This is a genomic window from Phenylobacterium sp. (assembly GCF_035276905.1).
Taxonomy (GTDB): Bacteria; Pseudomonadota; Alphaproteobacteria; order Caulobacterales; family Caulobacteraceae; genus Phenylobacterium.
Window position 1 is genome coordinate 1 of the sequence record NZ_DATELG010000261.1, and the last position, 3,218, is coordinate 3,218.

At 72.2% G+C, this 3,218-nt stretch carries 5 protein-coding genes and 1 pseudogene; all 6 read left to right on the forward strand.

What is annotated here, in order from left to right:
- Positions 1–937, forward strand: a 937-nt coding sequence (gene moaA / locus VJS38_RS12325) for a GTP 3',8-cyclase MoaA (protein WP_324088443.1), incomplete at its 5' end; no start/stop codon positions are given.
- 3 nt (positions 938–940) lie between these two features.
- Positions 941–1,180, forward strand: a complete 240-nt coding sequence (locus tag VJS38_RS12330) for a MoaD/ThiS family protein (RefSeq protein ID WP_324088444.1) — start codon at positions 941–943, stop codon at positions 1,178–1,180.
- On the forward strand, positions 1,177–1,617 hold the full coding sequence (locus VJS38_RS12335; RefSeq protein WP_324088445.1) for a molybdenum cofactor biosynthesis protein MoaE: 441 nt from the start codon (positions 1,177–1,179) through the stop codon (positions 1,615–1,617). The genes VJS38_RS12330 and VJS38_RS12335 overlap by 4 nt, the downstream gene beginning before the upstream one ends.
- Before the next feature lie 55 nt (positions 1,618–1,672).
- Positions 1,673–2,224, forward strand: a complete 552-nt coding sequence (moaB, locus tag VJS38_RS12340; RefSeq protein ID WP_324088446.1) for a molybdenum cofactor biosynthesis protein B — start codon at positions 1,673–1,675, stop codon at positions 2,222–2,224.
- Positions 2,221–2,691, forward strand: coding sequence for a cyclic pyranopterin monophosphate synthase MoaC (gene moaC, locus VJS38_RS12345; RefSeq protein ID WP_324088447.1), 471 nt, complete (start codon positions 2,221–2,223; stop codon positions 2,689–2,691). The genes moaB and moaC overlap by 4 nt, the downstream gene beginning before the upstream one ends.
- Before the next feature lie 47 nt (positions 2,692–2,738).
- A pseudogene (locus VJS38_RS12350) lies at positions 2,739–3,218 on the forward strand (molybdopterin molybdenumtransferase MoeA); the annotation flags it as partial.

Sequence of the window (3,218 nt, forward strand, 5' to 3'; positions counted from 1 at the left end):
CGACCGCTGCGACCTGCGCTGCGTCTACTGCATGGCCGAGCACATGGTCTTCCTGCCGCGGGCCGAGCTGCTCACCCTGGAAGAGCTCGACCGGGTGGCGAGCGCCTTCGTGGCCCTGGGGACCCGCAAGCTGCGCATCACGGGCGGCGAGCCGCTGGTGCGCAAGGGCCTGATGGACCTGATCCGCTCGCTCGGCCGCCACCTCGCCTCCGGGGCGCTGGAGGAACTGACCCTCACCACCAACGGCACACGGCTCTCGGAGTTCGCCCGCGAGCTGGCGGACGCGGGCGTGCGTCGCATCAACGTCTCGCTCGACACCCTGAACCCCGAGCTCTTCAAGCGGCTGACCCGCGGCGGCGAGGTGGCCAAGGTGCTCAGCGGGATCGAGGCGGCCCGGGCCGCGGGCCTGAACGTCAAGATCAACGTCGTGGCGCTGGCGCACGACAACGCCGGCGAGCTGCCCGAGCTGATCGCCTGGGCGCACGGCCGGGGCCTGGACGTCACCCTGATCGAGACCATGCCGATGGGCGAGATCGAGGCCGACCGCACCGACCAGTACCTGTCGCTGGCGAAGGTACGGCGCGAGCTGGAGAGCTTCTGGACCCTGACCGACCTTGCGCTCTCCACCGGCGGGCCGGCGCGCTACGTCCAGGTCGCCGAGACCGGCGGGCGGCTGGGCTTCATCACCCCGCTCAGCCACAATTTCTGCGAGGCCTGCAACCGCGTGCGGCTGACCTGCACCGGGACCTTGCACACCTGTCTGGGCCAGGAGGACGCCACCGACCTGCGCGGCGTGCTGCGCGCCGGCGGCTCGGACGCCCAGCTGGCGCGCGCGATCCGCGACGGCGTTTCGGCCAAGCCGAAGGGCCACGACTTCCACATCGGCCGCGGCGAGGCGCCCTCGGTCGCCCGCCACATGTCGACCACCGGCGGCTGAACCATGGCGCGCGTGCTCCTCTTCGGCCCCTTGCGCGACCTCGCCGGCTGGCGCGAGCGCGAGCTGGCCGCGGTCAGCCTGGAAGACCTGCGTCGCGCCCTGGGCGCTGAGGATCCGGCGCTGGGCGAGGCGCTGGCCGCGCCCGGCGTGCAGGTGGCGCTCGACCAGGCCATCGTCCGCGGTGACGCCGCCCTCTCGGCGGCGACCGAGGTCGCCTTCCTGCCACCGATGAGCGGCGGATGATCCGGCTGACCGAAGACCGCTTTGACCCCGGCGCCCTGCTCTCGGACTTCTGTCAGGGCCGTTCAGAGGTGGGCGCGGTGGCGAGCTTCACCGGTATCGCCCGCGCCGAAGCCGGCGCCGCCACCGTCCTGGAGCTGGAGGCCTATCCGGGTTTCACCGAGGCGGCGATCGGCGAGATCGCCGAGCGCGCGCGCCAGCGCTTCGGCCTCGCGGACCTGATGATCCTGCACCGCGTCGGCAAGATCGCGCCGGGCGAGCCGATCGTCTTCGTCGCCACCGCCGCCAGCCACCGCCGCGAGGCCTTCGAGGCCTGCGACTATCTGATGGACTATCTGAAGAGCCGCGCCCCCTTCTGGAAGAAGGAGCACGGCCCGGCCGGCGCGCGCTGGATCGAGCCGCACGCCCGCGATCATGCCGACATCGCCCGCTGGGAGTAGGCTTCCGCCGCGGGGTCGCGGTAAAAGGCCCGCCTGTCATTCCCAGGAGCTTGCCATGAGCGCCCCGACGTTGGCCCCCGGCGGCCGGATCGATGAAGCCAAGCCGCGCAAGTCCGTCCGCATGGCGGTGCTGACCGTCTCCGACAGCCGCGACGCCTCGAACGACACGTCCGGCGACATCCTGGCCGGCCGCATCCAGGAGGCGGGGCACGCGTTGGTCAGCCGCGCCATCGTGCGCGACGACGTCGAACGAATCCGCATGGAAGTGCGCGCCTGGATCGACGCCGGGGTGGAGGCGATCGTCACCACCGGCGGCACTGGCGTCACCGGCCGCGACGTGACGCCCGAGGCGCTGCGGCCGCTGTTCGACAAGGAGCTCGACGGCTTCTCGGTGGTCTTCCACCTTGTGAGTTATCAATCGGTCGGGCTCTCGACATTACAGTCGCGGGCGCTGGCCGGGATCATCGGCGGAACCTTCGTCTTCTGCCTGCCGGGCTCGAATGGGGCGGTGAAGGACGGCTGGGACAAGGTCATCGGGCCGCAGCTCGACAGCCGCCACGGCCCCTGCAACATGGTCGAGCTGATGCCGCGGTTGCTGGAACATTGAGCCGCCTGACCCACATCGACGAGACCGGCCGCGCGCGCATGGTCGACGTCTCCGGCAAGGCCGCCACCGTCCGCGAGGCGGTGGCCGAAGGGTTCCTGCGCATGGCGCCGGACACGCTCACGCTGGCCCTCTCCGGCGAGGGCAGGAAGGGCGACGTCCGCGCCGTGGCCGAGATCGCCGGGGTGATGGCGGCGAAGAAGACCGCCGAGCTGATTCCGATGTGCCATCCGCTGGCGCTGTCGAAGGTCGAGGTCCGGGTCGAGCCGGCCGAAGGCGGGCTCTCCGTTTCCGCCCGGGTGAAAACCGCCGGCCCCACCGGCGTGGAGATGGAGGCCCTGACCGCCGTCTCGGTCACCTGCCTGACGCTCTATGACATGCTGAAGGCCGCCGAGAAGGGCATGGTCATCGAGGCGGTGCGGCTGGTCGAGAAGACCGGCGGGAAGTCGGGGGACTGGAAGGCGGGGTGAACAGATGCTCCCCTCAGGGGGAGGATCTTGCGAGGTTGAACAAACCCATGAAGCTCCTCACCGTCGAAGACGCCCGCGCGCGGATGCTGGCCGAGGTCGCCGCCCTGGCCGCCGAGACTGTGCCCGTCGCCGCCGCGATCGGCCGGGTGCTGGCCGAGGACGTGGCCGCGGTGCGCGATCAGCCGCCGTTCCGGGCCTCGGCGATGGACGGCTGGGCGCTGCGCACCGCCGATGCTCCGGGCGAGCTCGCGATCGTCGGCGAGAGCGCCGCGGGGCGCGGCTATCCGGGCCTGGTCGGCGCCGGCGAGGCGGTGCGGATCTTCACCGGGGCCGCCGTGCCGGACGGCTGCGACACGGTCGTCATCCAGGAGGACGCCGAGCGCGACGGCGACCGGGTCCGCGTCCCGGCGGCCAAGGCCTTCGCCAACATCCGCCCCGCCGGGGGCGACTTCGCGGCCGGCGCGGCGCTGCTGCGGCGGGGCGAGCGCATCGATCCCTGGCGGCTGTCGCTGGCGGCGGCGGCCGGG